The following is a 24,232-nucleotide window of genomic DNA, read 5'->3' as shown; positions in this document are numbered from 1 at the left end:
CTGAGCAGGGCAAACGGCACAAGACCGTACGTCCGGGTGGGTTACCCACCTCGAGGTAGGTCGTGAGGTCGGGTAGCTGCGGAGGGCTGCCGCAGTGACAGGCATCACGCCATTCAGTGGACGCAGGGTGTCCCAGGCCACTCATACGCCGTATGGTCGCCGTGTGAACGACTGCGTCTTCTGCCGCATCGTGGCAGGTGTTGCTCCGGCGACCAAGGTGTACGAGGACGACACTCTGTGCGCGTTCCTCGACATCCGCCCGATCGCTCGCGGCCACACCCTCGTGGTCCCGAAACGCCATGCCACCGAACTCGAGGACCTCGATCCCGATACCGGTGCCGAACTGTTCCGCGCCGGGCATCGACTCGCGCTGGCGATCCGGCGCGGCGGACTGGCCGCCGACGGCGCCAACCTCATTCTCAACGACGGCACCGCCGCCTTCCAGACCGTGCCACATGTGCACCTGCACGTGGTACCGCGCAGACACGGCGACAAACTCCGCTTCGCCGCCGGTTTCCTGCTGCGCCGCCCGCACGAGCCCGCCACCACCGCCGCCGCGATCCGCTCCGGCCTGGAAGCACTCGACTCCGCGGCCGGAACCATCACGGCCGCAACCGAACTCGATACCGACCAGACCAGCACGGGGGAAGGACCCGCACCACGATGACGGATACGCCGAATCAGGCCGAGCTCACCGCACTGCTGCCGGAGCAGTGGGAGGCCATCGCCACCCTCGTCGACGGGCTGGAAGAGCGCGTGTGGCGCAGCCCGAGCCCACTGCCGGGGTGGACCGTCTTCGATGTGGTGGCCCACGTGGTCGGCACGGAGTCGTTCCTGCTCGGGGAGAAGCCGCCCGCGCGCGATCGCTCGCAGCCCGAGGTCGATGTGCATTCGCTGCCGCATGTACGCAACGAGACCGCGGTGTTCAACGAGATCTGGATCCAGCGGCTGCGCCCGCTCACCGGATCCGCACTGCTGCAACGGTTCCACGACGTCACCGAACGCAGGCGCAAGGCGCTGGCGGCGATGGACGAGGCGCAGTGGCAGGCGCAGACCCAGTCGCCGATCGGGCCGGTGAGCTACGGCCGGTTCATGCGGGTGCGGCTGTTCGACTGCTGGATGCACGAATTGGATATCGCCGACGCGCTCGGCGTCCGGGTGGACGAGGGCGGGCGGCGCGGCGAGCTGGCGTTCCAGGAGTTCGCCCAGACCGTGCCGCGGGTGATCGCCAAGGTGGGCAAGGCCCCCGAAGGTTCGCGGATCGCTTTCGAATTGACCGGACCGCTGGCCCGCACCCTGCATATCGCGGTCGAGGGCCGGGCCCGCTATGTCGACGCCTTCGACGGCCCGCCGACCACGACCATCACCCTGGATTCCGGCCTGATGGTCCGGCTGGGCGGCGGCCGGGTCACCGCCGATTCGCGGATGGGCGAGATCGGCTTCTCCGGCGACGACGAACTGGGCAGGCGGCTGGTGCGCACCCTCGCCTTCACCATCTGAGCCGATGCGGCTGTTCCTGGCGTCCTACCGTTTCGGCGCGCACGCCGACCGGCTGGCCGCGCTCGCCGGGCCGCCGGGGCGGGTCGCGGTGATCGCCAACGCCTGCGATGCCTGGCCACGGGCCCGCGCCGCGGCGGTGACCAGCGATCTGGTGCCGTTGCGCACGCTCGGCTATCGCCCGGAGGAAGTGGATCTGCGGGAATACGCCGGCCGCGCAAAGGCTTTGGCGCAGCGGCTGGCCGAATTCCCGATGGTGTGGGTGCGCGGCGGCAATACCTTCGTGCTGCGGGCACAGTTCGCGCGCAGCGGGGCCGATCTCGTCATCCCGGAGTTGCTCGCCGCCGACACGCTGGTGTACGCGGGATACAGCGCGGGCGCCTGCGTGCTCGCGCCCGATCTGCACGGTCTGGAAACCGCCGACGACCCGGCCGAGGTGCTGCCCGCCTGCGGTGTCGAGCCGCGCTGGGACGGACTGGGTTTGATCGACCGGCCGATCGTCCCGCATATCGATTCCGCCACCGACCCCGACGGCGACGGCAACCGCCTGGCCGCCGCCTATCGGGCCGCCGGAGTCGAGCACTGGGCGCTCACCGATGACGATGTGGTCGTCGTCGACGGGGACGCGGTGCGACTGCTCCACTGACCCGATGGCCGAGCCGCGTCGTGGCGACCCCCCCGCCGGGCGCACATCGTCGCCGCCGACCCGCCGTCACCTCGTGTCGGGCACGGGTTCCGCGCGCCGGCGAAAAACCACCCACCGCATCGCGCTGTACATGTAGACGGCTTCACAGGCACCCGCGGCCAGCCTGGACAGGTGATACTCGAGGCCAAGCGCCGTCAGCCCGGTGCTGACACCGAGGATGAAGGCCAGATAGTTGATCAGCACCACCACCGCGTACACCACGGCCTGCCTGCCGATCGGGGCGTGCGAATGGAAGTTGAAGGTGCGGTTGAGCAGGAAGGCCAGCCCGAACGCGCACACATAGCCGACGGTCACCGATATCCACAGCGGCAGCCCGAGACCGCTGTGCAGTGCGGTGAGCAGCACCAGGTCCACGCCGAAGGTGAAGCTGTTGATCAGCGCGAAGCCGAGGAACGTCGGCGCGACGATCCGGTGCAGCCCGAACGGCAGCCGCGCGACCACGGCCTGGCACAGGCGAGTGAAACGCGCGGCCAGGGTGTCGGCGGCGACGGCCAGATCATGCACGGCGGCCAGGGTGCCAGCGGCAGGTGGCGCCGAAGTTATCAGCTGGTAGGCCGAGATGATCGGCGGGGAAACGCGCCGGTCAGGCCATGCGGGCGCGGGTGTCCGCGCCGCCATCGCCGAGTGCGGCCCATGCGGTGAGGCAGCGGCGGCGGGTGACGTCGTCGGCCTCGGTGAGCAGGGCGTCCAACAGCACCCGTGGATCCTCACGCCACTGCGCGGTGACCGTGGCGACGGTATCGGTGCCGAACATCCCGGACCGATCAAGGGCCAGCGCCCATTCGGCGTGCTCACCCGCGTGTACGCGGCGCAACGCCGCCGGATCGACCCCGCCGTCGACGAACTCGGCGGAGAACATCGCGGCCACCAGCTCCCGGCAACTCTGCGGTTCGACTTGCATCAACGCCATCCCTCCGCCCGACCAGTGCACAAACCCCGACAGCTGATTGTCGCCCCATGCCCTGCCGCAGGGCCACTCCGGCGCGCGACATCACATTCGGCGGCTTGCGCGCCCGGCTGCGGAACCGGCGGTGCCTGCCACGCGCGGCTGGGCGCGGCAAGGATCGTCCCGGACGCTAGCGTTGTCGCTGTGGACCTGCACGATCTGATCGACTCACTGCCCGACGGCGCGGTGGTCACCGACCCCGATCTGCTCGACGGCTACCGGCACGACTGGGCCCGCGACCCCGATGCGGGCACCCCGCTGGCGGTGGTCCGGGCGAGCAGCACCGCCGACGTCGCGGCGACGCTGCGCTGGGCGCACGCGCGGAGGGTCCCGGTGGTGCCCCGTGGCGCGGGTTCGGGGCTGTCCGGCGGGGCGACCGCGGTGGACGGCGGGATCGTGCTGAGCACCGAACGCATGCGCGAGATCACCGTCGACCCGATCACCCGTACCGCGGTGGTGCAGCCGGGCCTGCTCAATGCCGAGGTCAAGCGGGCCGTCGCCGAGCACGGGCTGTGGTATCCGCCGGACCCGTCGTCGTTCGAGATGTGCTCGATCGGCGGCAACGCCGCGACCAACGCGGGCGGGCTGTGCTGTGTCAAGTACGGAGTCACCACCGATTACGTGCTCGGCATGGAGGTCGTGCTGGCCGACGGCACCCCGGTGCGGCTGGGCGGGCCGCGGTTGAAGGATTCGGCGGGCCTGTCGCTGACGAAACTGTTCGTCGGCAGCGAAGGCACCCTCGGCGTCATCACCGAACTCACCCTGCGGCTGCTGCCCGCGCAGCCGCCGCAGAGCACGGTGGTCGCCTCGTTCGGCACACTCACCGCGGCCACCGAGGCGATCCTGTCCATCACCGGTGCGCTGCGCCCGGCCATGCTCGAATTCATGGACACCGTCGCGATCAACGCGGTGGAGGACGAGATGCGCATGGGCCTGGATCGCGAGGCCGCCGCGCTGCTGGTCGCCCGATCCGACGCGCCAGGCGCGTTCGCCGCGCACGAGGCCGAGATCATGGTCGCCGCCTGCGAGAAGGCCGGCGCCACCGAGGTCTTCCACACCGAGGACCCCGCGGAAGGTGAGGCCTTCACCGCGGCCAGGCGATTCGCCATCCCCGCGGTGGAACGACTCGGGCCGCTGCTGCTCGAAGACGTCGGCGTGCCACTGCCGCGCCTGGGCGAGCTGGTCGACGGCATCGCCGAGATCGCCGAACGCAACGATGTGATCGTCTCGGTGATCGCGCACGCGGGCGACGGCAACACCCACCCACTGATCGTGCACGACCCCACCGATCCGGATATGACCGAACGCGCCCACCGGGCCTTCGGCGAGATCATGGACCTGGCCATCGCCCTCGGCGGCACCATCACCGGCGAACACGGCGTCGGCAGGCTCAAGAAGGCCTGGCTGCCCGATCAGCTCGGCCCCGACGTGATGGCGTTGACCGCCCGCATCAAAGACGCGCTCGACCCGCACGGCATCCTCAATCCGGGCGCCATCCTGTGATCGAATCGAGCGCATCCGGAACAACCGCGCCGGAGAAGGAGTTCCACCCCGATATGACCACCAGGCTCGAACACAATGTCGCTGATACCCGTTTCGAGATCTACATCGACGACACCCTCGCCGGCTACGCCGATTACTCCGAACGCGAGGACGCCAAGGTCCGCGACTTCCACCACACCATGACGTTCCCGGAATTCCGTGGCCGCGGCGTGGCCGCCCAGGTGGTCGAATACGCGCTCGCCGATTCCAAGGACAACGGCTATTCGGTGGTTCCCACCTGCTGGTATGTCGATCAGTACATCGGCGCGCACCCGGAGTACGCCGACCTGGTCGCCTGAGCGGCCGCGAGTCAGCCCGCGCGGGCGATGGTGCGGAAGACCTCGAAGGTCTCCGTCTCGTCCTGCGAGGTGCCGTAATCACTGAGCTTGACGATGACGGTGCGGCTGGGCGGATCGACCCAGATGTATTGGCCGTAGACGCCGACCGCCGACAGATCCGCGCCGTCGCCGCCGTCCGGATGCCACCACTGCGCCGAGTAGCCCTCATCGGAGACCCGGTGCGGTGACGGCGTACCGATGCGCTCGATCCAGGCCGGCGGCACGAGCTGGTTATCGCCGACGCGGCCGCCGTCGGCGACCAGCTGCCCGATCTTGGCGAAATCGCGGGCGGTGGCATTGAGACAGCAGAACGCCTTCTCCTGGCCGCCCTCGCGATCGAGATTCCACAGGGCGTCGTCCACCGCGCCGATCGGCGCCCAGATATCGCGCGCCAGCAGCTCACTCAGCGAAGTACCGGTAACGCGCGCCAGCGCCATACCGAGCAGCTGGGTGTCGACGCTGCGGTAATCGCCCTTGCTGCCGGGCGGGAAGATCAGCGTGCGATGCCCGTCGACGAACTCGGCAAGATCGGTGGTCAGATACATGCGGGCGGTGCCGGTGAACGGTGCCCACTTGTTGTAGTTCTCCGAAACATCGATGCCCGAACTCATATCGAGCAGATCACCGATGGTGACCTTGTCGTAGTCGGCGCCGGTGGCGAGTTCGGGCAGCAGATCGACCAGCCGGTCGTCCTCGCTCATCTGCCCGGCGCCGATGGCCCGGCCGATCAGCAGCGACACCACCGATTTGGCCACCGACCAGGACGACTGCTTCGTGGTCGGACCGACGCCGTCGCGGTACCACTCGTGGATCATCACCCCGTCGCGCAGCACCACGAACGAATTGGTCTTCGTGGTGTCGAGGAACTCGGCCACCGAGATCCGCGCACCCTTCCATGGAACCGTATCCGGTAGCGGCGCTTCGGCTTTCGGCAGCGGCCGCGGCTGCGGCGACGCGGGCACGGTGCGCGAGGCGAACAGCTCACCCTGGGTCGACGGCGGTGCGAACATCAGCTGCGCCAATGTCGGCGGGGAGGGCAGCGACATGAGGGCGGTGGCGCCGAACGCGGCGGCGATCAGCAGCACCACCGTCGCCGCGAATCCGACAGCCGCGCGGAGTAGGTATCGACGCCTGCGCGACGGCTGTGCTGCCGGCTCGTTCATGAACGGTCCTCGCTATCGGTTCCATCGGCGAGACCGGCGTTCACAACGGCCGAGAGCGCCGCGCTCATCGTATCCGGGGCGCGCGATGCGAGCCGGGCGACGGGTGGGCAGCGACCGATGGGGCGCATATACGGCTATACGGAACGAAAGCCCCGGGCGATCGAACCGATATGGTCCGATCGCCCGGGGCTGCCACGTCGAGCTCTTCCGGCCGCTCGGCCGGCGAGTACTCAGCCCTTGAGCAGGGCGCGGCTCATCACCAGACGCTGGATCTGGTTGGTGCCCTCGTAGATCTGGGTGATCTTGGCGTCACGCATCATCCGCTCCACCGGGAAGTCGGTGGTGTAGCCGGCGCCGCCGAAGAGCTGGACGGCGTTGGTGGTGACTTCCATGGCCACATCGGAGGCGAAGCACTTGGCCGCGGCGGAGATGAAGCCGAGGTTCTGCTCACCACGCTCGGCGCGCGCGGCCGAGGTGTAGACCATCAGGCGGGCCGCTTCCACCTTCATCGCCATATCGGCCAGCATGAACTGGGTGTTCTGGAAGTCGGCGATGGCCTTGCCGAACTGCTTGCGGTCCTTGGTGTAGGCGATGGCCGCGTCGAGCGCGCCCTGGGCCAGGCCGACGGCCTGCGCGCCGATGGTGGGGCGGGTGTGGTCGAGGGTCTGCAGTGCGGTCTTGAAACCGGTGCCCGGCTCGCCGATGATGCGGTCGCCCGGCACCCGGCAGTTCTCGAAGTACAGCTCGGCGGTGGGCGAACCCTTGATGCCGAGCTTGTGCTCGAGCGGGCCGACGACGAAGCCCTCGTCATCCTTGTGCACCATGAACGCGGAGATGCCGTTGGCGCCCTTCTCGGGATCGGTCACGGCCATCACGGTGTACCACTCGGACTTGCCGCCGTTGGTGATCCAGCACTTGGAGCCGTTGATCACCCAGTCGTCACCGTCCTGCTTGGCGCGGGTGCGCATGGACGCGGCGTCGGATCCGGCCTCACGCTCGGACAGACAGTACGAGGCCATCTTGCCGTTCACCAGGTCGCCGAGCACCTTCTGCTTCAGCTCCTCGGAGCCGTTCAGGATCAGGCCCATGGTGCCGAGCTTGTTGACCGCGGGGATCAGTGACGAGGAACCACAGACGCGGGCGACCTCTTCGATGACGATGCAGGTGGCGACCGAGTCGGCGCCCTGGCCGCCGTAGGCCTCGGGCACGTGCACGGCGTTGAAGCCCGCGGCGTTGAGGGCGGTCAGCGCCTCTTCCGGGAAGCGGGCGTTGCCGTCGACGTCCTTGGCGTAGGGCGCGATCTCCTTCTCGGCCAGGCCGCGGATGGCAGCACGCAGCTCATCGTGGAAGTCCTCGAGCTTGAACAGGTCGAAATCGGGGTTTCCCGCCATCGGGCACGCTCCTGATCGTGTGTGAAAAGCTGCGGTCCTTTCCGGACACACAGATTGGTCCGGCACTCAGTGCCACGTCGACGCCGAGTATACGCGCCGAACGGGCACTACCGGCAGAGACCGTATGGCACTGAGTGTCAGAATCCAGCTGTGTGGCTGGTCACAGATTACCGAGACGGTGTTCGAGCAGGTCGGCGACCCGGCGCGGCGGCAGGTCGCGCGGGAACACCGCGAGCACCATCTCATCCGACCGCGGCCGCTGCCCGCCGCGCGGAATCGCGGCCAGTTCGATCCGCAGATCGGCCGCACCGGCATCGGATTCCCCGCGCACCATGCGCCGCAGCAGATAGTTGTGCGTCGCGGTGACCGCCGCGGTGAACTGCACCCTGGCCAGATCAGAGGCCTCCGGCAACCGTTCGCGCAGGAAATCGGTGAACAACCGCTCGTACCGGAACACCGTCACGATCTCGCGTTCGCGCAGTGCGGGCACCCGCCGCACCACCCGGTACCGGCGCGCGGCGATACCGCGCCACTGGGTGAATCGTTCGAACACCTGCACCACCGCCGAGCACACCGCGTCCCACGGGTCCTCCTCGCTGGCGCTCAGGTATTCCCCCGCCGCCGCCAGCTGGGCTTCGTGATCGGCGAAGATCACGTCCTCTTTCGAACGGAACTGCCGGAAGAACGTGCGCCGCGAAATCCCCGCGGCCTCCGCGATCGCATCCACCGACGTCGCCTCGTACCCCTGCTCGGCGAACAGCCGCAAGGCCACATCCACCACGGCCAAGCGGAACCGGACGGTGTCGTCACCCGCTGTGACCCGCGCTGTGTCGTCGGTCGTCATCGTTTCACCGTATCGAGCGCCGGCGCGGTACTCAGCCGAGCAGCTTGCGGCGCAGCGCCTCGTCCTTGTCCAGCACCATCTGCTCCAGCCCGGCCTGGAACTGGCGCATCCGCTCCAGCAGGGCCGGATCCTGGGTGGCGAGGATGCGGGCGGCGAGCAGGCCTGCGTTGCGGGCGCCACCGATGGAGACGGTGGCGACCGGGACGCCCGCTGGCATCTGCACGATGGACAGCAGCGAGTCCATCCCGTCGAGGTACTTCAACGGGACCGGGACACCGATCACCGGCAGCGGGGTCGCCGAGGCGACCATGCCCGGCAGATGGGCGGCCCCGCCCGCACCGGCGATGATGACCTTGATGCCGCGCCCGGCGGCGTCACGGGCGTAGTCGAGCATGCGCTGCGGGGTGCGATGCGCGGAGACCACGCCGACCTCGAAGCGGATCCCGAACTCGGCCAGCGCCTCGGCGGCGGCCTCCATGGTCGGCCAGTCGGAGTCGCTGCCCATGATCAGGCCGACTGCCGGGCCCTGCTGCTCACTCATGCGGATCCCATCCGTCGGTCCATACGGCGTGCGACATCCAATGCGCCGCCCGCTCCGCCTTCTCACGCACCGTCGCGACATCATCGCCCAGCACGTTCACATGCCCGATCTTGCGATCCGGGCGCTCACCCTTGCCGTACAGGTGCACCTTGGCATCCGGCATCCGGGCGAACAGATGGTGCAGCCGCTCGTCCATCGACATGGCAGGCGCCTCGGGCGCGCCGAGAATATTCGCCATCACGGTGACCGGCGCCAGCGGGCTGGTGTCGCCGAGCGGGTAGTCGAGTACCGCGCGCAGATGCTGTTCGAATTGGCCGGTGCGGGCGCCGTCCATGCCCCAGTGCCCGGAATTGTGCGGGCGCATGGCCAGCTCGTTGATCAGCAGGGTTCCGTCGTGGGTCTCGAACAGCTCCACCGCCATCGCACCGACCACACCCAGTTCGTTGGCCAGCGCGAGCGCCATGGTCTCGGCTTCGGCACCCACCTGCTCCGGCAACTCCGGCGCCGGCGCGATGACGACCGCGCACTGCCCCTTGCGCTGCACGGTCTCCACCACCGGCCAGGTCGCGGCCTGCCCGAACGGCGAGCGCGCCACCATCGCGGACAGCTCCCGCTTCAGGTCCACCCTGGCCTCGGCCAGCAGCCGCACCCCGTTCGCCAACTGCTCGGTGACGATCAGCTCGGCCTCGGCGGCGTCCTCGGGCATCCACACTCCGCGCCCGTCGTAGCCGCCGCGCACCGCCTTGATGACGATGGGCCAGCCCTGTTCGGCGCCGAACTTCACCGCGTGGGCGGGCTCGGACACCTCCACGAACGCGGGCACCGGCAGCCCCATGCTCGACAGCTTCGTCCGCATGGCCAGCTTGTCCTGGGCGTAGAGCAGCGCCGACGGCGGCGGCTGCACGTTCACGCCCTCGGCGACCAGCGTCTCGAGGTGTTCGGTCGGCACATGCTCGTGATCGAAGGTCAGCGCGTGCGAACCCACCGCGGCGGCGCGCAGCGCGGCCAGGTCGGTGTGACTTCCGAGGACGACGTCGGGGCTGACCTGCGCGGCCGGATCGCCGGGCTGCTCGGCGAGCACCCGAAGGCGCTGGCCCAATGCGATGGCGGCCTGATGCGTCATGCGCGCGAGCTGGCCACCGCCGATCATGGTGACGGTCGGCATTGCCGAAGGATCGAAGGAACGTGCGCTCACGTCGGTCAATACTGTCATGTCCGGTGCGAATGACCGCTACCGGTACACTCGGGCCTTGTGTCATTCGTCGACGACGTGGTCAGCGTCCTTCCCAAGCCTGCGCAGGAGATCGCGTATCGCCACCGCGAGCTGATCAAGTTCGCCATCGTCGGCGCGACCACCTTCGTCATCGACAGCGGGATCTTCTACCTACTGAAGTGGACAGTTCTGGAGCCGAAGCCGGTCACCGCGAAGATCATCTCCGGTGTGATCGCGGTGATCTGTTCCTACATCCTCAACCGGGAATGGTCGTTCAAGAACCGCGGCGGCCGCGAACGCCACCACGAAGCCGCGCTGTTCTTCGCCGTCAGCGGCGTCGGCGTGGTGCTGAGCTTCGTGCCGCTATGGATTTCCAGTTACGTCTTCCACCTGCGCCAACCCGACGTCAGCTTCCTTGTGGAGAATGTCGCCGATTTCATCAGCGCGTTCATCATCGGCAATCTGCTGCAGATGGCGTTCCGCTTCTGGGCCATGCGCCGCTGGGTGTTCCCCGATGAGATGGAACAGATCATGGAAGAGTTCGAAGAGCTCGTCGAGGAAGAGCGCCGCCTCGGCCATCAGGGCTGAGCGATCGCCGCGAAGCTAGCGCGGCTCCCCCACCACCCCGTTGGCCTGACGCGTCGCCGTCGGCGCCCCGAGGAACACCGCGAACAACGCGGGCCTGCGCCGCTGCAATTCCAGCCGCCCGCCATCGGCCTCGATCAACGCCCGCGCCAGCGCCAGCCCCACCCCGGTCGAACCGGCGCCGGAGAAACCCCGATCGAAGATGTGCGGGGCCAGCTCATCGCTGACGCCGTCGCCCTCGTCGGCGATCTCCACACACACCAGCGGCTCCCGATCGCCACCGGGACGCACCGTGCGCACCGACACCGTGCAGGTGCCGCCGCCGTGCATGAGGGCATTGTCGATCAGCACCGCGACCGCCTCCCGCAACCGGGAACCGGTGATCGGCGCGCGCAATTGGTCGTCGCCGATCAGTTGCAGGGTGCGCCCGGCCTCGGTGAACGGATGGGTCCATTCGGTGACGATGCCGCGCAGCTCGTCCATCACCGGCACCGGATCGCGGTCGGTGGCGTCCTCGTCACGGGAGGCGCGCACCAGATCATCAATCGCCTCGGTGAGCCGGTCGACCTGCGCCATCGCCTCCTCGGCCTCGTGCACCACATCCGGATCGCGGTGCGCCGACAGCTCGTCCAGGCGCAGCCGCACCGCGGTGAGCCTGCTGCGCAACTGATGGGAGACGTCGGCCACCAGCGCGTGCTCGCGTTGCAGCCGGCCGGCGATCTCGACGGTCGCCGAATCGAGCACATCGGAGACCCGGTCCAGCTCGGCGATGCCGTGCCTGCGCGGATCGGGCCGGAAATCACCCATGGCCAGCCTGGCCGCCCGCGCCGCCACATCGCGCAGCGGATCGGCGACCCTGCGCGCGGTCACCACCGCCACCGCGACCGCGGCGCTGAGCGAGGCCAGCACGGCCAGCCCCACCACGGCGACGGCCTGGCGCTGCCTGGCATGCATCGGCGCCGAAGGCACCTCGAGCCGCAGCGACCCCGACGCACCCATCGACAGCGATTCCAGCAGCGGATCCTGCACCCGCTCCGGGCCGATATCCACCTGCGAGGCGTTGTCGTGCGGTGCCGGATAGATGATGGTGAGCTTGCCGTCGTCGGGCACCAGCGGACGCACCGTGCGCAGATCGAGGCCGTCGTGCACCCGCCCGTCCTCGCGTTCCTGGGCGATCACCTCCACCGCGATCCGTTCGAGCCGATTCTGCAGATCGTTGCGGGTGATGTCCTCGACCCACAGCCACGCGGTGTAGGTCAGCGGCACACCGAGCGCCACCGTGGTGAGCATGAGCACGGTCAGCATGGACCGCAGAATCCGGCGCCGCACGTCAGTCGGTGTTCAGCCGGAATCCGACACCGCGCACGGTGACGATGCGTCGCTCCGCCATCGGACCCTCGTCCCCGATCTTGCGGCGCAACCACGACATGTGCATATCGAGGGTCTTGGAGCCGCGCAGTTCGGCATCGCCCCACACCTCGCGCAGGATGGTCTCGCGCGAGACCACCTGACCCGCTCGGTCGATGAGCACCTTGAGCAGCTCGTACTCCTTGTTGGCCAGACCGACCTCGACGCCATTGACCAGCACCCGCCGCGCGGCGGGCTCGAGCCGGATGCCACCCACCTCGACGGTGTCGTCGCCGATTCCGCTGCGCCGCAACAGCGCTCGCACCCGAGCCAGCAGTTCGGCCAGCCGGAACGGTTTACCCACGTAGTCGTCGGCGCCCGCGTCCAACCCGACCACGAAATCGACCTCGTCGGTGCGCGCGGTCAACATCAGTACCGCCAGATCGGCGCCACGCGCCCGCACCTGACGGCACACCTCCAGCCCGTCCATTCCGGGCAGCCCGAGATCGAGGATCAGCAGATCGTGGTTGCCTTCGAGCGCGCGGCGCAGCACCGCGGGACCGAAGCGTTCGACGGTGACCGAGTAGCCTTCCCGGCCCAAGGCGCGCGAGAGCGGCGCGGCGATGGCCTCATCGTCCTCGGCCAGCAGTACAGCGGTCATAGAGCAAGATTACGGACCGACGCCACGACCGGCGCGCCGCTCACCGGTAGCCGTGCGAATCGTCACGATGGCCGCGCTCGACCTCGAACACCTGGTGGTAGAGCAGCGCGTGCACCTGCTGCACCGCCGGGATGTCGTCGTATTCGAGCGGTTCCTCCGACGAGGATCCGATGATCAGGGTGCCGGTGCCGAGCAGCCGGTCGAACAGGCCGTGCCGGAACTGCACACTGGAGATGCGGCTCATCGGGATATCGATGCCGGTGTGGGTGATCACGCCCTGGCGCACCAGGACCCGCCGCTGAGTGATGATGAAATGCGTCGACTTCCAGCTGATCAGCGGAATGACGCAACGCCAGATCACGATGAGCAGCCAGATCAGGAAGATCACCAGCAACAGGATCGACCGGCCCGGCGCCTCGGTGTTGCGGTAGGCCACCCCGCCGGCGAAGCCCGCGACGGCGGTGGCGACGATCAAGGTGACGACCGGCCAGAACAGCATCTTCCAGTGCGGATGGCGATGCAGTATCAGCTCTTCGTCGGGCGCCAGGACGTCCTCCGGATAACCCATGTGCCGAACCCTACCGCCCACCACGGCGAAACCACCGGCGCGCGGCGTGGTGTCGACGGAACGCGCTCGACCGCAACGAGTTCAGCGCTATTCGGGGCGCAGGTGGGTGACGTCGCCTGCCGAGACCGCCCGATCACCGATCAGCAGCCGGCCGGCGTCGTCGACGTCGGTGGCCACGCCGGTGAGTGTCTTGCCGCCGGGCAGGTCGGCGCGCACCCTGGCACCGAGCGTCGCGCACCGCTCCCGGTAGGCGTGCGCCAGATGGGCGACGGCCCAGTCCTCTTCGCGCCAAGCGGTGATCCGGCGGGCGAATTCGGTGAGGATCGAACGGGCCACCGCGGTGCGGTCGACGCCGTCCGCACCGGCCAGCGTCAGCGAGGTGGCATGCGGGACCGGCAGCTCGTCCTCGGCGAGGCTCACGTTGAGCCCGATGCCGACCACCACCGCGAGCTCGGCGCCGCTCGCGGCGACCTCGGCGAGGATGCCCGCCACCTTCCGGCCCTCGATCAAGACATCGTTCGGCCATTTGAGCGTCGCGGGCACCGAGGCAGTGGTGCGCAGCGCGTCCACCACCGCCACTCCTGTCAACAGGGGTAGCCAGCCGAGTGCGGTGGGATCGATCCCCGGCAACCGCACCAGAATCGACAGCGCGATCTGCGCGCGCGGCGGGCTCACCCACACCCTGGCGTGCCTGCCGCGCCCCTGCTCCTGCGCCTCGGCCAGCAGCGCGATCCGGTCGGCGGCCGGATCGGCCGCCCTGGCGATCAGATCGGCGTTGGTGGATCCGGTCGTCTCCACGACCTCGATCTCGCGATAGAACGACAACTGGTCGTCCTCGGCGATATCGCGCCGCAACTGCTCTGCATCCAACGGTGGCCTGTGCACATGCGCAGGCTACTCGCCGTCGGCGGCGCTACCCCGCGAGATCGAAATCGGCCGGACGCGGTGCCGATCGCATCGCGGAGCTGCCTCCGGTCTCCCCTTCGGCGGCCTCGGCGGTGAATCCGGATTCCGCGGCCGACTCCGCTCCGGTGAACTTCGGTTCCGGCTCGGCGACCGGCCGGGTGAACGCCGCCGCGGCCGCGTGCTCGGCCACCGATCTACTCCATCCGAACATGCTCGCTCCCTCCCCTGAGCTCGAAAAATGAATGCTCACAGGGTATTGCGAAGCCCTTTGGGAAAGAAACCGATTTTCCGGCCCGACCCCATGCCCACCTGGGCTTTTCTACTGACCGGTAGCCCTTCCTGGGTTAACAGGCGGTACTGGCACTGGTTACACTCCGAACCCATGACGAGTGTCCAGCAGCAGCCTACGCCGGGACCGGCGGGTGCCCCAGATATCCACACCACCGCCGGCAAGCTGGCTGACCTGCGGAATCGGCTGGAAGAGGCCAAGCACCCGATGGGTGAGGCCGCGGTCGACAAGGTGCACGCCAAGGGCAAGATGACCGCCCGCGAACGCATCCTGGCCCTGCTCGACGAGGGCTCCTTCGTCGAGCTGGACGCCCTGGCGCGCCACCGCAGCGTGAACTTCGGCTTGGAGAACAACCGCCCGCTCGGCGACGGTGTGGTCACCGGTTACGGCACCATCGACGGCCGCGACGTGTGCATCTTCAGCCAGGACGTCACCGTCTTCGGCGGCAGCCTCGGCGAGGTCTACGGCGAGAAGATCGTCAAGGTCATGGACCTGGCGCTGAAGACCGGCCGCCCGCTGATCGGCATCAACGAGGGCGCGGGCGCGCGCATCCAGGAGGGCGTGGTCTCCCTCGGCCTCTACGGCGAGATCTTCCACCGCAATATCCAGGCCTCCGGCGTGATCCCGCAGATCTCGCTGATCATGGGCCCGGCCGCCGGTGGGCACGTGTACTCGCCCGCGCTCACCGACTTCGTGGTGATGGTCGATCAGACCAGCCAGATGTTCGTCACCGGCCCCGACGTGATCAAGACCGTCACCGGTGAAGAAGTCACCATGGAAGAGCTCGGTGGCGCCAACACCCACATGACCAAGTCCGGTGTCGCGCACTACGTCGCCTCCGGCGAGCAGGACGCCCTCGACTACGTCAAGGACCTGCTGTCCTACCTGCCGAGCAACAACCGTGCCGAGGCGCCACGTTTCCCGGCCACCGACCCGATCGACGGCGCCATCGAGGACTGCCTCACCGAGGAAGACCTCGAGCTGGACACGCTGATCCCGGACTCGCCGAACCAGCCCTACGACATGCACGAGGTGATCCGTCGCCTGCTCGACGACGACGAATTCCTCGAGGTGCAGGCCGAACGCGCGATGAACATCATCGTCGGCTTCGGCCGCGTCGACGGCCGCAGCGTCGGCATCGTCGCCAACCAGCCCACCCAGTTCGCCGGCTGCCTCGATATCGACGCCTCGGAGAAGGCCGCGCGGTTCGTGCGCACCTGCGATGCGTTCAACATCCCGATCATCACCCTGGTCGATGTTCCCGGCTTCCTGCCCGGCACCGGACAGGAATACAACGGCATCATCCGGCGCGGCGCGAAGCTGCTCTACGCCTACGGCGAGGCCACTGTGGGCAAAATCACGATCATCACGCGTAAGGCCTACGGCGGCGCCTACGACGTCATGGGTTCCAAGCACATGGGCGCCGATGTGAACCTCGCCTGGCCCACCGCGCAGATCGCCGTGATGGGTGCCTCGGGGGCCGTCGGATTCGTCTACCGCAAGCAGCTGGCCGAGGCCGCCAAAGAGGGCGCCGACGTCGATGCGCTGCGGCTCGAGCTGCAAAACGAGTACGAGGACACCTTGGTCAACCCCTACGTCGCCGCCGAACGCGGATACGTCGACGCGGTCATCCCGCCCTCCCATACCCGCGGCCAGATCGTGTCCGCGCTGCGACTGCTGGAACGCAAGATGGTGACCCTGCCGCCGAAGAAACACGGCAACATTCCGCTGTGAATCAGCGATACCCTCGTTGAGCCGCGCACACTGGTTGCAGTGATGCAATGAGTGAATCCGACGATGATTGCGTCTCTTGACCGGACACGACCCTCGTCCGGCCAAGGCAAGAGAGAGGATCTGGCACCGTGACAATCGTGGCAGATGAAGAAGTGTTGACCGCCGCCGAACTCGACCTCGCGGTCGACTCGCTCGATGACGCCGCGGCAGTCGGCACCGACGTCGACGCTGCCCTGGCTGCGGTCGCGGGCGACAAGCCCTTCCTGATCATCGAAAAGGGCGCGCCCACCGATGAGGAGATCGCGGCGCTGGTGTGCGTGCTGAGCGCGGCGGCCGGCAGTGCGGCGCCCGCGGGCCCGCAGGGACCGAACGATTTCTGGGGCAGGCCCACCATGATGCACCGCGGCACCTCGCCGTTCTCCCCGTACGCGTTCCCGCAGCTGTCGCATCTGCGCTGAGCCGACGGCGCCGGGAGGGGAACAACCGTGACCGAACTGGTTCTCGCGTCGGCGTCCCCTGCCCGGCGCACGGTGCTGCGGTCCGCGGGCATCGAGCCCATCGTCCGGGTCTCGGACGTGGACGAGGATGCCGTGGCCGCTGCGCTGCCCGCTGATACCCCGCCGCAACGGGTCGTGGTCGAACTGGCCAGGGCCAAGGCCGCGACGGTCGCCGCGGCAGTTCCCGATTTCGCCGCCGACTGTGTGGTGGTCGGCTGCGATTCCATGCTGCTGATCGACGGCACGCTGCAAGGCAAACCGCATACCCCCGAGGTGGCCCGGGCCCGCTGGAACGCGATGGCGGGCCGCAGCGCCGAACTCATCACCGGGCACTGCGTGCTGCGGCTGCTGGACGGCGCCGTGACCGCCGAAGCGGTGGATTGCAGCGCCACCACGATTCATTTCGCCAAGCCCGAACCCGAGGCGCTGGAGGCCTATATCGCCACCGGTGAGCCCTTGCAGGTGGCGGGAGCGTTCACCCTCGACGGTCTCGGCGGCTGGTTCGTCGACCGCATCGACGGTGATCCGTCGAGTGTGATCGGGATCGGGCTACCACTGCTGCGCAGGTTGCTCGATGATGTCGGGGTCGGTGTCGCGGACCTGTGGCGGCATCCCGCCGACCACTGACGGCGCCGGACGCGCGCCCTCGTAGGGCTCGCGCCCCACGGCCAGCAGGGCCAGCCGCAATTCGCACACCTCGGCCTCGACGAACGGATCGAGGCTGACCGCCACCCGGTCGCGGGCGCCGTTGCGGTCGAGCACTTCCTGCAGCAACCCCTGATGCACCCCGCAGACCACCTCGGAATGCGTGCGGGCCAATTCGCGCAGCGGGCAGGCCGTGAGCCGGATGGTGACCTTCTCGTCGGTATCGCCAGACGGATCACGTTCGGGGGCGAATCCGAGTTCCGACATCAACGACATGGCCAGATCTTTGGCCTCGCCGAGCGATTCGGCCGGCTGCTCCACCACATCCAGGCGGGCGCCCCACGCGCGACCGGCCGCCACCGCGGCTTCGGCGCGACGGCGCGGATCCGGGCCGAGCTGATCGGCGAGCACCTGCGCCAGTTCCTGATAGCCGACCGTTCGCTGAACGGCTCGGTACCCGATCCGCGGGCGTCCGCGCCCGCGCGGCGGCTGCTGAAACTGCCGAACCAGTGATTCCCGGGTGAGGACATCGAGGTGGAATCGGACGGTGGTGACGTGCTGTCCGGTGATCTTGGCCAGTTCCTGGGCGTCGAGAGGCTCGCTGGCGCCACGTAGGATCGCGAGCAGTCGCCGCCGCGGCCACGAATCGGACATAGCTCACCCCTCCTCCCGGGAGACTTTATCGGATGCTCGTGCGATTTATTCGCCCAATCAGCCGATTTGTGATCTGAAACGAGATTCATCTTCGGGTCACACATACCATGCACTGTGCGACCCCGATACCGCCCTACCGCCGCCTACCTCGTGTGAAGGATCCCTGACGTGCCCGTCGCCCCGGACCCCAATCCCGCCTTCGGTGCCTACGCACACCCACAACGACTAGTAACCACGGAATGGCTGTCGGCAAACATCGGCGCTCCCGGGCTGAAGATCATCGAGTCGAACGAAGACATCCTGCTCTATGACATCGGTCATGTGCCCGGCGCCACCAAGATCGACTGGCGTGGCGACCTGAACGACCCGGTCACCCGCGATTACATCGACGGCGCGCGGTTCACCGAACTCATGCGGTCCAAGGGCATCGAACGCGAGGACACCGTCGTCGTCTACGGCGATCGCGGCAATGCGCAGGCAGCGCACACGCTCTGGGTGCTCACCCTGTTCGGCCACGAGGACGTCCGGCTGCTCGACGGCGGCCGCGAGGCCTGGATCGGCGAAGAGCGCGACACCACCTTCGAACCGCCTCGCCTGGCACCGAGCAGCTATCCCGTCGTACGCCGGGACGACGGCACCGATCGCGCCTTCCGCTCCGAGGTGCTCAACCATCTGGGCAAACCGCTGGTCGATGTGCGCTCGCCGGAGGAATACACCGGTGAGACCTCCGCGGCGCCGGACGATCTGGCGCTGCGGGCAGGCCATATCCCGACCGCGGTGAACATTCCGTGGACCGAGGCGCTGAATTCCGACGGCCGCTTCCGGCCGCGCGCCGATCTCGACGCCCTCTACGGCGAACTCACCGCCGAAGGCGCTTTGATCGTCTACAGCAGGGTCGGCGAGCGTTCCAGCCACACCTGGTTCGTGCTCAAATACCTGCTCGGCTTCGATTCGGTCCGCAATTACGACGGCTCCTGGACCGAATGGGGCAACTCGGTGCGCATGCCGATCGCTCGCGGAAGTGAGCCCGGCAGCGCCCCGGCCGGTGCCGGTCGCCGGGCTCGTAGCAGGTAACACAGACCCCGGCCGACCATATATGTGATCCACAACCTACTCTTCGGTAGGACTATCCGAGTTCGGCGTCTGTTGGCAGACTGCCTACACTCGCCCCAGACGTTGAGTTGTCGACCCAGGGGCGACCACAGAGAAGATTGCACAGGAGGCTCAGTGCCCAGCCATGCCAGCGCGCAGATCACGAAGGTACTCGTAGCTAACCGAGGCGAGATCGCCGTGCGCGTGATCCGGGCGGCCAAGGATGCCGGTATCGGCAGCGTTGCGGTGTATGCCGAACCCGATGCCGATGCCCCGCACGTCAAGCTCGCCGATGAGGCCTTCGCCCTCGGTGGACAGACGTCGGCAGAGTCGTACCTGGTGTTCGACAAGATCCTCGACGCCGCCGCCAAGTCCGGCGCCGATGCCATCCACCCCGGTTACGGATTCCTTTCCGAGAACGCCGACTTCGCCCAGGCCGTCATCGACGCCGGGCTGATCTGGATCGGCCCGTCGCCGCAGTCCATCCGCGACCTCGGTGACAAGGTCACCGCCCGCCACATCGCCGAACGCGCGAACGCGCCGATGGCCGCGGGCACCAAGGACCCGGTCAAGAACGCCGACGAGGTCGTCGAGTTCGCCAAGAAGTACGGCGTCCCGGTGGCCATCAAGGCCGCCTTCGGTGGTGGTGGCCGCGGCATGAAGGTCGCCCACAGCATCGAAGAGATTCCCGAGCTGTTCGAATCGGCCACCCGCGAGGCCGTGGCCGCGTTCGGTCGCGGCGAGTGCTTCGTCGAGCAGTACCTGGACAAGGCCCGCCACGTCGAGGCGCAGGTCATCGCCGACAAGCACGGCAACGTGGTGGTCGCCGGTACCCGCGACTGCTCGCTGCAGCGCCGGTTCCAGAAGCTGGTCGAGGAGGCGCCCGCGCCGTTCCTGTCCGACGAGGTGCGCGCCAAGATCCACGAATCGGCCAAGCGGATCTGCCGCGAGGCCCACTACTACGGCGCCGGCACCGTGGAGTACCTGGTGCAGGGCGAGACCGTGTCGTTCCTCGAGGTGAACACCCGCCTGCAGGTCGAGCACCCGGTCACCGAGGAAACCTCGGGCATCGACCTGGTGCGCCAGCAGTTCCGCATCGCCAACGGCGAAGAACTGTCGATCAAGGAAGACCCGACTCCGCGCGGGCACTCCATCGAGTTCCGGATCAACGGTGAGGACGCCGGCCGCGGCTTCCTGCCCGCCCCCGGCCCGGTCACCGCCTACTCCGAGCCCACCGGCCCCGGCGTGCGCGTGGACTCCGGCGTGGTGGCCGGCAGCGTGATCGGCGGCCAGTTCGACTCCATGCTGGCCAAGCTGATCGTCACCGGCGAGAACCGCACCCAGGCCCTGGAACGGGCCCGGCGCGCGCTGGCCGAGTTCCACGTCGAGGGCCTGGCCACCGTCATCCCGTTCCACCGCGCGATCGTCGAGGATCCGGCGTTCATCGGTGACGGCGAGAAGTTCGACGTCTACACCAAGTGGATCGAAACCGAGTGGAACAACAACATCGAGCCCTACACCGCCGGCGCCCCGCTCGATGAGGACGAGGAAGGCCCGCGGCAGAAGGTGGTCGTCGAGGTCGGCGGCCGCCGCGTCGAGGTCTCGCTGCCCGGCAACTTCACCGTCGGCGCCGGCGCCGCCGGTGCGGGTGGCAACGGGGCCGGTGTGATCCGCAAGAAGCCCAAGCCGCGCAAGCGCGGCGGCGCCGGCGCCGGTGCGGCCTCCGGTGACTCGGTCACCGCACCCATGCAGGGCACCGTCGTCAAGGTCGCCGTCGAAGAAGGCCAGACCGTCGAAGCCGGCGACCTGATCGTCGTGCTCGAAGCCATGAAGATGGAAAACCCCGTCAACGCCCACAAGGCCGGCGTGGTCACCGGCCTCGCCGTCGAAGCCGGCGCCGCCATCACCCAGGGCACCGTCCTCGCCGAAATCAAGTAGGACCGGGCAGGCCGAAGACCTACGGGCCGCGAACGAGGAGCTGATCAGCCCCCGTTCGCGGCCCGTCTCGCGTCTCCGCTGCCGCTGCGCAGGCCGAAGGCGAGCAACCCGCACGACACGCGGCCCATGAGCCCAACCCCGGAGGGCGACCCCGAGGAGCCCCGTCCGCGGCCCGTCTCACGTTTCCGTTCGCGGTGCGCACGCCGCAGGCGAGCAGCGCGAACGGAAACGCGAGACATTGGGGGCCGCGAACACGCCGCGCCTGCGGCCGGACAACCCAGTATCGTGGTCGCGTGACCAGCTCTGTCCCCGCCGTCGCGGAGGTCATTCGTGCCCGCGTCGAGTCCGGTAGCCGCGCCGATGGGCATCGGCTGGTGCTCGTCGTCGAGGGCGGCGGCAGTCGCGGGGTGTATTCCAGCGGCATGGTGCACGGGCTGGAGCAGCTGGGGTTGGCCGGGGTGTTCGATGCCGTCTACGGCACGTCGGCCGGTGCGATCAATGGTGCGTGGCTGCTGTGCGGACGGGCCGAGCCGGGGATGCGGTCGTGGACCGATCCCGTGATCATGCGCCGTGCGATCGATCCCGCCCGGTTGTTGCGTGGCCGCCCGGCCTTCGATCTGCGGTATCTGGTGCATCAGGTCTACGACGGCATCGAGCCGATGGATTTTCCGGCCATCCTGGCCAACTCCACCACCTTCCACCCGGTGGCCACCGATGTGCGCACCGGCTTGGCGGTGGACCTGAATCGGCACATCGTGGACAAGCACACCTTGATGACCGCGCTGCGGGCGTCGGCGGGGTTGCCGATCCTGGCCGGGCCACCGGTCGCGCTGGGTGACGCCTACTACTTGGACGGCGGACTCGCCGAAACCGTGCCGATCCGCACCGCGCTGCGGTCCGGCGCGACCCATGCGCTGGTCTTGCGTACCCGTCGGGTGGACGAGCGCCGCCCGCCCCCCTCGCGCGTGCATTCGGTGGTCGGCGGCACCTATCTGCGGGTGCGCGCGCCCGGCGCCTACCGGGCCTGGCTGGAGCGCCCGCACCAGCAGGCAGTGGAGGACCGGGTCTTGGCCGGCCTCGGCGACGCTGTCCTGCAGATCCACCCGCCCGTGGGTTCGCCTGCCGTCGACAGTGCGGCCCGCGATACCGATCTGCTGGCGCGGGCCCTCGAGATCGGGCGGCAGGCGGCGCATGCGGCGCTGGGCGCGGTCGTAGCGCAGCGCGATCGCAGCTGATCGGCTGAATGCACGTCCGCTGGTCGACCGGGCCGCCGGGATGCTGCTCGGTGAACGTCCGGATCGGTTCGCGCCGAGACATCCTGACGTAGGCGCCTCGGGCGCGCTGCCTACCCACGCTCGGTGCTATCGCCCGGCTGCCGAGCCGATCAAGTCGCGCGGCAGCTGCCGAGGCATGGCCGATCGTCTCGCGGCTAATCTTGCACCGGAAGCCGACCACGGTCGTGCGGAGTACCGCCGATGCGCTGCCGGGCACGTGAGACGAAGAGAGCTGATGGAACCGATCGAGATCAACGCGGGCTCCTGGTACCTGCGCGCCCTTCGCGCCGACGACCGCATCGACGACCGCCCGGCGCTGGCCGAAGGCGGCATCACCGACCCCGGCTATGTGAACCGCCGCTCCGCCGAGTGGGACGACGAAACCCACTACTCCTGGGCGGTGTGCGAGCCGACGACCGCAGAACTCGTTGCCGAGATCGGCGTCACCCCCGGCGCCGACGGCACCGCCGAGATCACCGGCTGGTCCCGCCCGGGCTACGACGAAGCTCTCGACGCCGGGCTGACGGCAGTGCGGCGGTTCACCGAGGGCGCACTCGGTCTGAGCCCGCGCCGAGCGGGCTGAGTGATCCGCACCACCTCGGCCTCAACGCATGACGCCCGTGTGCCCGGTGGAATACCGCCCCGGCTGCGGCCACACCGTCAGCCCGTGCGCGCCTTTCCCGACCGGGATGCGCGCCAGTAGCTTCCAGTCGATGATGTCGATGGCGTAGACCTCGCCGTGGTGGCGGCCGGAGACCCAGAAGATGCGGCCGTCGGCGGAGATATTGCCCATATCGGGGCTGCCGCCGCCGGGCAGATGCCACTTGTGCACCAGCTTGTCCTGGGCGAAGTCCCACACCGAGATGCTGCCCTCGTGCCGATTGGTGATGATCATCTGCTTCGAGTCACGGGTGATGTAGAGCCCGTGCGCGCCATGACCGGTGGGCACGAAGCCGGTGTTCTCGAAGGTGAGGGCGTCGAAGACGTAGATGCCGTTGGCGACCATGTCGGCGACGAAGAACTCGGTGCCGTCCGGTGAGAGCTTCACATCCTGCGGTTTGCCGGAGCGGCCGCCGGGCAGGTCGATGGTTCTGATCGGCTTGCGTTCGGCGACGTCGAAAACCAGCATCCGCCCGATGAATTCGCAGCTGGCCAGGGCGAAGCGGCCGTCGGCTGTGAAGTCCATATGGTCGACGCCCGCGCAGTCGGGCACCGGGACGCCGTGCAGCTTCTGCCACGTCTTCGGATCGTAGAAGTCCAGGGACTTGTCCGCCTCGGCGACGACGAGCGCGAATTTGCCGTCCGGCGTGTAGTACATGTTGTACGGGTCGCGCACCGGAATCGGAGCGCCGGGCTTGCCGGTTCGCGGGTCGATGGGCAGCAGGCTGCCGCCGCCGATGGGCAGATCGTTGGTGGCGTAGAGGGTCTGCATGTCATAGGACGGGACCACATGCTGGGGTTCCTGCCCGCCCGAGGGGAAGGTGTCGACCACCTGGAAGGTCGCCTGGTCGATCACGGTGACGGTATTGGATTCGCTGTTGGGCACGTAGACGAGCGGGCGATGGTCGGCCACCGACGGGTCCAGTTCCCGGTTGGCCGCGTACACGTCGGTGTCCGACAGCGGTGGCGGCATACCGGGGAGCAGGTTCGTCAGGTGCGGAGGCGGCGCCGAGGTGGTGGTGGCGGTGGCGCCCTCGGTGTGCTGGACCGAACCGGCTTCGCTCGTGCTGGAACACCCGGCGACGGCCGCGACCACGGCCAGCGAGGCGACAAGGGAAGCCCGGCGTCGCCGCACGCCGTGGTCGATTCGACAGGTATGGGGTCTGGCACCGGAGACCCGCGTCGCAGCCTCCGAACACTG

At 68.5% G+C, this 24,232-nt stretch carries 27 protein-coding genes; 13 read left to right on the top strand and 14 right to left on the bottom strand.

Annotated elements, in window-relative coordinates:
- Positions 1-163 precede the first annotated feature (163 nt).
- The 3 genes from AC4HOU_RS27540 to AC4HOU_RS27530 are packed head-to-tail and all read left to right on the top strand — an operon-like array spanning position 164 to position 2,143.
- Positions 164-667, top strand: coding sequence for an HIT family protein (locus AC4HOU_RS27540; RefSeq protein WP_163813881.1), 504 nt, complete (start codon positions 164-166; stop codon positions 665-667).
- Positions 664-1,500, top strand: coding sequence for a maleylpyruvate isomerase family mycothiol-dependent enzyme (locus AC4HOU_RS27535; protein WP_163813880.1), 837 nt, complete (start codon positions 664-666; stop codon positions 1,498-1,500). Before AC4HOU_RS27540 ends, AC4HOU_RS27535 begins: the two co-directional genes overlap by 4 nt.
- 4 nt (positions 1,501-1,504) lie before the next feature.
- Positions 1,505-2,143 carry a Type 1 glutamine amidotransferase-like domain-containing protein gene (locus tag AC4HOU_RS27530; protein ID WP_490725569.1) on the top strand — a complete coding sequence of 213 codons (639 nt, stop codon included), beginning with the start codon at positions 1,505-1,507 and terminating at the stop codon, positions 2,141-2,143.
- Between the two features lie 66 nt (positions 2,144-2,209).
- On the opposite strand, the gene AC4HOU_RS27525 is transcribed toward AC4HOU_RS27530, so the two are convergent.
- Both AC4HOU_RS27525 and AC4HOU_RS27520 read right to left on the bottom strand, forming a co-directional pair.
- Positions 2,210-2,707 (bottom strand): GtrA family protein, encoded by a 498-nt coding sequence (locus AC4HOU_RS27525; protein ID WP_490725568.1) that lies wholly within the window; start codon positions 2,705-2,707, stop codon positions 2,210-2,212.
- A 79-nt stretch (positions 2,708-2,786) separates the two neighbouring features.
- The gene (locus AC4HOU_RS27520; RefSeq protein WP_306043179.1) at positions 2,787-3,104 is read right to left on the bottom strand and encodes a hypothetical protein; all 318 of its coding nucleotides are present in this window, start codon (positions 3,102-3,104) and stop codon (positions 2,787-2,789) included.
- Between the two features lie 189 nt (positions 3,105-3,293).
- On the opposite strand from AC4HOU_RS27520, the gene AC4HOU_RS27515 reads away from it, so the two are divergent.
- Together AC4HOU_RS27515 and AC4HOU_RS27510 are read left to right on the top strand one after the other, a co-directional pair.
- Entirely contained in the window at positions 3,294-4,652 is a 1,359-nt protein-coding gene (locus tag AC4HOU_RS27515) for an FAD-binding oxidoreductase (protein ID WP_490725567.1), read from the top strand.
- Complete coding sequence (locus tag AC4HOU_RS27510; protein WP_324191483.1) at positions 4,652-4,990, top strand: GNAT family N-acetyltransferase; 339 nt, start codon at positions 4,652-4,654, stop codon at positions 4,988-4,990. The genes AC4HOU_RS27515 and AC4HOU_RS27510 overlap by 1 nt, the downstream gene beginning before the upstream one ends.
- An 11-nt stretch (positions 4,991-5,001) precedes the next feature.
- Here AC4HOU_RS27510 and AC4HOU_RS27505 read toward each other — a convergent pair whose 3' ends face one another.
- From AC4HOU_RS27505 to AC4HOU_RS27485, 5 genes are all read right to left on the bottom strand, one after another.
- Entirely contained in the window at positions 5,002-6,192 is a 1,191-nt protein-coding gene (locus AC4HOU_RS27505) for a serine hydrolase domain-containing protein (RefSeq protein ID WP_490725566.1), read from the bottom strand.
- 230 nt (positions 6,193-6,422) lie between these two features.
- Positions 6,423-7,583 (bottom strand): acyl-CoA dehydrogenase, encoded by a 1,161-nt coding sequence (locus AC4HOU_RS27500; RefSeq protein WP_163813871.1) that lies wholly within the window; start codon positions 7,581-7,583, stop codon positions 6,423-6,425.
- A gap of 160 nt (positions 7,584-7,743) precedes the next feature.
- The gene (locus AC4HOU_RS27495) at positions 7,744-8,427 is read right to left on the bottom strand and encodes a TetR family transcriptional regulator (RefSeq protein ID WP_490725565.1); all 684 of its coding nucleotides are present in this window, start codon (positions 8,425-8,427) and stop codon (positions 7,744-7,746) included.
- A 31-nt stretch (positions 8,428-8,458) separates the two neighbouring features.
- Complete coding sequence (gene purE / locus AC4HOU_RS27490; protein ID WP_175585896.1) at positions 8,459-8,968, bottom strand: 5-(carboxyamino)imidazole ribonucleotide mutase; 510 nt, start codon at positions 8,966-8,968, stop codon at positions 8,459-8,461.
- The gene (locus AC4HOU_RS27485; protein ID WP_267465885.1) at positions 8,961-10,181 is read right to left on the bottom strand and encodes a 5-(carboxyamino)imidazole ribonucleotide synthase; all 1,221 of its coding nucleotides are present in this window, start codon (positions 10,179-10,181) and stop codon (positions 8,961-8,963) included. Before AC4HOU_RS27485 ends, purE begins: the two co-directional genes overlap by 8 nt.
- A gap of 39 nt (positions 10,182-10,220) precedes the next feature.
- Here AC4HOU_RS27485 and AC4HOU_RS27480 point away from each other — a divergent pair, with 39 nt between their 5' ends.
- Positions 10,221-10,769, top strand: a complete 549-nt coding sequence (locus tag AC4HOU_RS27480) for a GtrA family protein (protein WP_036533622.1) — start codon at positions 10,221-10,223, stop codon at positions 10,767-10,769.
- Between the two features lie 15 nt (positions 10,770-10,784).
- Here the strand turns inward: AC4HOU_RS27480 and AC4HOU_RS27475 are convergent, their stop codons facing one another.
- The 5 genes from AC4HOU_RS27475 to AC4HOU_RS27455 all read right to left on the bottom strand — a co-directional run bounded on the left by AC4HOU_RS27475 (position 10,785) and on the right by AC4HOU_RS27455 (position 14,459).
- A complete protein-coding gene (locus AC4HOU_RS27475) occupies positions 10,785-12,095 on the bottom strand; it encodes a sensor histidine kinase (protein WP_163813868.1) in 1,311 nt (436 codons plus the stop codon).
- A gap of 1 nt (position 12,096) precedes the next feature.
- The gene (locus AC4HOU_RS27470; protein ID WP_036533618.1) at positions 12,097-12,774 is read right to left on the bottom strand and encodes a response regulator transcription factor; all 678 of its coding nucleotides are present in this window, start codon (positions 12,772-12,774) and stop codon (positions 12,097-12,099) included.
- Positions 12,775-12,814: 40 nt separating this feature from the next.
- Positions 12,815-13,342, bottom strand: a complete 528-nt coding sequence (locus AC4HOU_RS27465; protein WP_163813867.1) for a PH domain-containing protein — start codon at positions 13,340-13,342, stop codon at positions 12,815-12,817.
- A gap of 87 nt (positions 13,343-13,429) precedes the next feature.
- On the bottom strand, positions 13,430-14,227 hold the full coding sequence (locus AC4HOU_RS27460; protein WP_280213432.1) for a biotin--[acetyl-CoA-carboxylase] ligase: 798 nt from the start codon (positions 14,225-14,227) through the stop codon (positions 13,430-13,432).
- A gap of 28 nt (positions 14,228-14,255) precedes the next feature.
- Positions 14,256-14,459, bottom strand: a complete 204-nt coding sequence (locus AC4HOU_RS27455; RefSeq protein ID WP_490725564.1) for a hypothetical protein — start codon at positions 14,457-14,459, stop codon at positions 14,256-14,258.
- 171 nt (positions 14,460-14,630) lie between these two features.
- Here AC4HOU_RS27455 and AC4HOU_RS27450 point away from each other — a divergent pair, with 171 nt between their 5' ends.
- The 3 genes from AC4HOU_RS27450 (at position 14,631) to AC4HOU_RS27440 (ending at position 17,395) form a co-directional block, all read left to right on the top strand.
- Complete coding sequence (locus AC4HOU_RS27450) at positions 14,631-16,271, top strand: acyl-CoA carboxylase subunit beta (RefSeq protein ID WP_163813865.1); 1,641 nt, start codon at positions 14,631-14,633, stop codon at positions 16,269-16,271.
- 137 nt (positions 16,272-16,408) lie between these two features.
- On the top strand, positions 16,409-16,729 hold the full coding sequence (locus AC4HOU_RS27445; RefSeq protein ID WP_490725563.1) for an acyl-CoA carboxylase subunit epsilon: 321 nt from the start codon (positions 16,409-16,411) through the stop codon (positions 16,727-16,729).
- Between the two features lie 27 nt (positions 16,730-16,756).
- A complete protein-coding gene (locus AC4HOU_RS27440) occupies positions 16,757-17,395 on the top strand; it encodes a nucleoside triphosphate pyrophosphatase (protein WP_490725562.1) in 639 nt (212 codons plus the stop codon).
- On the opposite strand, the gene AC4HOU_RS27435 is transcribed toward AC4HOU_RS27440, so the two are convergent.
- Positions 17,318-18,067 carry a helix-turn-helix transcriptional regulator gene (locus tag AC4HOU_RS27435; protein ID WP_163813862.1) on the bottom strand — a complete coding sequence of 250 codons (750 nt, stop codon included), beginning with the start codon at positions 18,065-18,067 and terminating at the stop codon, positions 17,318-17,320. The genes AC4HOU_RS27440 and AC4HOU_RS27435 overlap by 78 nt on opposite strands.
- A gap of 168 nt (positions 18,068-18,235) precedes the next feature.
- Between AC4HOU_RS27435 and AC4HOU_RS27430 the strand changes: the two genes are divergently transcribed.
- The 4 genes from AC4HOU_RS27430 (at position 18,236) to AC4HOU_RS27415 (ending at position 22,954) form a co-directional block, all read left to right on the top strand.
- Entirely contained in the window at positions 18,236-19,141 is a 906-nt protein-coding gene (locus AC4HOU_RS27430; protein ID WP_490725561.1) for a sulfurtransferase, read from the top strand.
- Positions 19,142-19,294: 153 nt separating this feature from the next.
- Positions 19,295-21,097: an acetyl/propionyl/methylcrotonyl-CoA carboxylase subunit alpha gene (locus AC4HOU_RS27425; protein ID WP_490725560.1), complete on the top strand. Its 1,803-nt coding sequence runs from the start codon at positions 19,295-19,297 to the stop codon at positions 21,095-21,097.
- Between the two features lie 293 nt (positions 21,098-21,390).
- Complete coding sequence (locus AC4HOU_RS27420; protein ID WP_490725559.1) at positions 21,391-22,332, top strand: patatin-like phospholipase family protein; 942 nt, start codon at positions 21,391-21,393, stop codon at positions 22,330-22,332.
- 274 nt (positions 22,333-22,606) lie between these two features.
- The gene (locus tag AC4HOU_RS27415; protein ID WP_194992094.1) at positions 22,607-22,954 is read left to right on the top strand and encodes a hypothetical protein; all 348 of its coding nucleotides are present in this window, start codon (positions 22,607-22,609) and stop codon (positions 22,952-22,954) included.
- Between the two features lie 21 nt (positions 22,955-22,975).
- Here the strand turns inward: AC4HOU_RS27415 and AC4HOU_RS27410 are convergent, their stop codons facing one another.
- Positions 22,976-24,166, bottom strand: a complete 1,191-nt coding sequence (locus tag AC4HOU_RS27410; protein WP_490725558.1) for a YncE family protein — start codon at positions 24,164-24,166, stop codon at positions 22,976-22,978.
- Between the last annotated feature and the right edge of the window lie 66 nt (positions 24,167-24,232).

The sequence above is a fragment of the Nocardia sp. JCM 38205 genome, from assembly GCF_058222935.1.
Note: the sequence above shows the minus strand (reverse complement) of the source record. Positions and strands in the feature narration are given on the sequence as shown.

Coding starts and splice junctions, on each gene's coding strand:
- AC4HOU_RS27535 (WP_163813880.1), top strand. CDS start 664: ATGACGGATACGCCGAATCAGGCCGAGCTCACCGCACTGCTGCCGGAG.
- AC4HOU_RS27530 (WP_490725569.1), top strand. CDS start 1,505: ATGCGGCTGTTCCTGGCGTCCTACCGTTTCGGCGCGCACGCCGACCGG.
- AC4HOU_RS27520 (WP_306043179.1), bottom strand. CDS start 3,104: ATGCAAGTCGAACCGCAGAGTTGCCGGGAGCTGGTGGCCGCGATGTTC.
- AC4HOU_RS27505 (WP_490725566.1), bottom strand. CDS start 6,192: ATGAACGAGCCGGCAGCACAGCCGTCGCGCAGGCGTCGATACCTACTC.
- AC4HOU_RS27500 (WP_163813871.1), bottom strand. CDS start 7,583: ATGGCGGGAAACCCCGATTTCGACCTGTTCAAGCTCGAGGACTTCCAC.
- AC4HOU_RS27495 (WP_490725565.1), bottom strand. CDS start 8,427: ATGACGACCGACGACACAGCGCGGGTCACAGCGGGTGACGACACCGTC.
- purE (WP_175585896.1), bottom strand. CDS start 8,968: ATGAGTGAGCAGCAGGGCCCGGCAGTCGGCCTGATCATGGGCAGCGAC.
- AC4HOU_RS27485 (WP_267465885.1), bottom strand. CDS start 10,181: ATGACAGTATTGACCGACGTGAGCGCACGTTCCTTCGATCCTTCGGCA.
- AC4HOU_RS27470 (WP_036533618.1), bottom strand. CDS start 12,774: ATGACCGCTGTACTGCTGGCCGAGGACGATGAGGCCATCGCCGCGCCG.
- AC4HOU_RS27465 (WP_163813867.1), bottom strand. CDS start 13,342: ATGGGTTATCCGGAGGACGTCCTGGCGCCCGACGAAGAGCTGATACTG.
- AC4HOU_RS27455 (WP_490725564.1), bottom strand. CDS start 14,459: ATGTTCGGATGGAGTAGATCGGTGGCCGAGCACGCGGCCGCGGCGGCG.
- AC4HOU_RS27450 (WP_163813865.1), top strand. CDS start 14,631: ATGACGAGTGTCCAGCAGCAGCCTACGCCGGGACCGGCGGGTGCCCCA.
- AC4HOU_RS27435 (WP_163813862.1), bottom strand. CDS start 18,067: ATGTCCGATTCGTGGCCGCGGCGGCGACTGCTCGCGATCCTACGTGGC.
- AC4HOU_RS27415 (WP_194992094.1), top strand. CDS start 22,607: ATGGAACCGATCGAGATCAACGCGGGCTCCTGGTACCTGCGCGCCCTT.